Below are 2,521 nucleotides of genomic sequence, written 5' to 3' on the forward strand. Positions count from 1 at the left end.
TTTGTTCTGGACGCGTGGTTGCGTCCGGTGCCGGTGGGTGTGGTGGGTGAGTTGTATGTGGCGGGTCGTGGGGTGGGTTGCGGGTATTGGCGGCGGCCAGGATTGACGGCGTCGCGGTTTGTGGCGTGTCCTTTTGAGGTGCCCGGCGGGCGCATGTATCGCAGTGGGGATCTGGTGCGGTGGAATGCCGACGGGCAGTTGGTGTACGTGGGCCGCGTTGATGAGCAGGTCAAGGTTCGTGGGTATCGGATTGAGCTGGGTGAGGTGCAGGCGGCCCTGGCGGGTGTGACCGGGGTTGAGCAGGCTGTGGTCGTTGCTCGTGAGGATCGGCTTGGGGATAAGCGGTTGGTGGGTTATGTGGTTGGTGACGTGGATGTTTCGGGGGTTCGTGGGGTATTGGCGGAGCGGTTGCCGGTGTATATGGTGCCCGCGGCGGTGGTCGGAGTTGCGTCGTTGCCGTTGACGATCAACGGCAAGTTGGATGTGCGGGCGTTGCCGGCTCCGGAGTTCGGCGATGTGGATCACTACCGGGCTCCGGTCGGTGTGGTTGAGGAGGTGGTGGCGCGCGCCTTTGGGCAGGTGCTGGGGCTGGGCCGGGTGGGGGTCGATGATTCGTTTTTCGATTTGGGTGGGGATTCGTTGTCGGCGATGCGGTTGATCGCGGCGGTGAACAAGGCACTGGATTCCGACTTGTCAGTGCGGGTGTTGTTCGAGTCGCCGACGGTGGCGGGGCTGGCGCGGTGTGTGGAGCGCGGTTCGGGCGGGCGGGTGCCGTTGGTGGCCGGGCCGCGGCCGGCAGTGATTCCGCTGTCGTACGCGCAGAGCCGGTTGTGGTTCCTTGACCAGTTGGAGGGCCCTTCGCCGGTATACAACATGGCCTGGGTGTTGCGGTTGCGTGGTGGGCTTGATGCGGATGCGCTGGGGGCCGCGATCGCCGATGTCGTAAGTCGTCATGAGAGCTTGCGCACGGTGTTCGTGTCGGCCGACGGAATTGCCGCCCAGGTGGTGTTGCTGGCCGAGCGGCTCGATTTCGGCTGGCAGATTGTCGATGCGACGGCGTGGGCGGACGCTGCGCTCGATGAGGCCGTGGCGACCCTGGCCCGTTTTGAGTTCGATCTGTCTGCGGATATGCCGTTGCGGGCGCGGCTTTTCCGGGTTGGCGACGATGAGCATCTGCTGGCGTTGATCGTGCACCATATCGCCGCGGACGGGTGGTCGTTGGCGCCGTTGATGAATGATCTGGGCCTGGCGTATGCCGACCGGTGTGCGGGCCGGGCGCCGGGTTGGGCGCCGTTGGCGGTGCAGTATGTGGATTACGCGCTGTGGCAGCGGGCGAGCCTGGGTGATCTTGCCGATAGCGACAGTGGTGCCGCGGCTCAAATAGCTTATTGGGTCCAGGCTTTGGCGGGGATGCCGGAGCGGTTGGAGTTGCCGACGGATCGGCCCTACCCGCGGGTGGCCGATCACCGCGGGGGCAGTGTCGAGGTGTACTGGTCGGCGCAGCTGCAGGCCCAGGTGGCGCGGGTGGCCCGCGAGCACGACGCGACCAGTTTCATGGTGGTGCAGGCGGCGCTGACGGCGTTGTTGTCCAAGTTGTGCGCCAGCAGTGACGTCGCGGTCGGGTTCGCCGCGGCAGGTCGCGGTGATCCGGCGCTGGATGCGTTGGTCGGCTTCTTCGTCAACACGCTGGTGCTGCGGGTTCAAGTCGATGGTGGGCTGAGTTTCGTTGAGCTGCTGGCTCAGGTGCGGACGCAAAGTCTGGCGGCGTTTGAGCACCAGGACGTGCCGTTCGAAGTGTTGGTGGACAAGCTTAATCCGGTGCGGTCGCTGACTCATCATCCGTTGATTCAGGTGTTGCTGGCCTGGCAGAACTTCGCCCGTCAGCACGGCAACCTGACCGAGCGCACGCTGGGCGGCGTCGAGGTGATACCTGAGCCGGTCCACACTCACAGTGCGCGGATGGATTTGGTGTTCTCGTTGGCCGAGCGGTTCACCGAAACTGGCGAGCCGGCCGGCATCGGCGGTGCGGTGGAGTTTCGCACCGACGTGTTCGAGGCGGCCAGTATTGAAAAGCTCCTCGCGCGGTTAGAGCGGCTGCTGGTGGTGTTGACCGCTGACCCCGAGCAGCGGTTGTCGGCGGTCGATCTGGTTGATGACGCCGAGCGGGCGCGGCTGGACGAGATGGGTCATCGCGCGGTGCTGCGCGCGCCGGTCGAGTCGGTGTCGATACCGCAATTGTTCGGTGCCCAAGTGCTACGCACCCCGGACGCGCCGGCGCTGACCTATGCGGAGCAGACCTGGAGCTACCGCGAACTCGACGCGGCCGCAAACCGATTGGCACATGTGTTGGTCAGCCACGGCGCCCGGCCCGGCGCGGTGGTGGCGCTGCTGCTGGAACGCTCCGCACAAGCCATCGTCGCCATCACCGCCGTCCTCAAAACCGGCGCGGCCTACCTGCCCATCGACCCCAACCACCCCGACACCCGAATCGGCTTCCTCATCGATGACGCCGCACCGATAG

At 65.6% G+C, this 2,521-nt stretch carries 1 protein-coding gene; it reads left to right on the forward strand.

Annotated elements, in window-relative coordinates:
* Positions 1 to 2,521, forward strand: a 2,521-nt coding sequence (locus F0Q45_RS25335) for a condensation domain-containing protein (protein WP_149656497.1), incomplete at both ends; no start/stop codon positions are given.

Origin of the sequence: Mycobacterium simiae (assembly GCF_008370645.1) — a bacterium.
Lineage (GTDB): Bacteria > Actinomycetota > Actinomycetes > Mycobacteriales > Mycobacteriaceae > Mycobacterium > Mycobacterium simiae_A.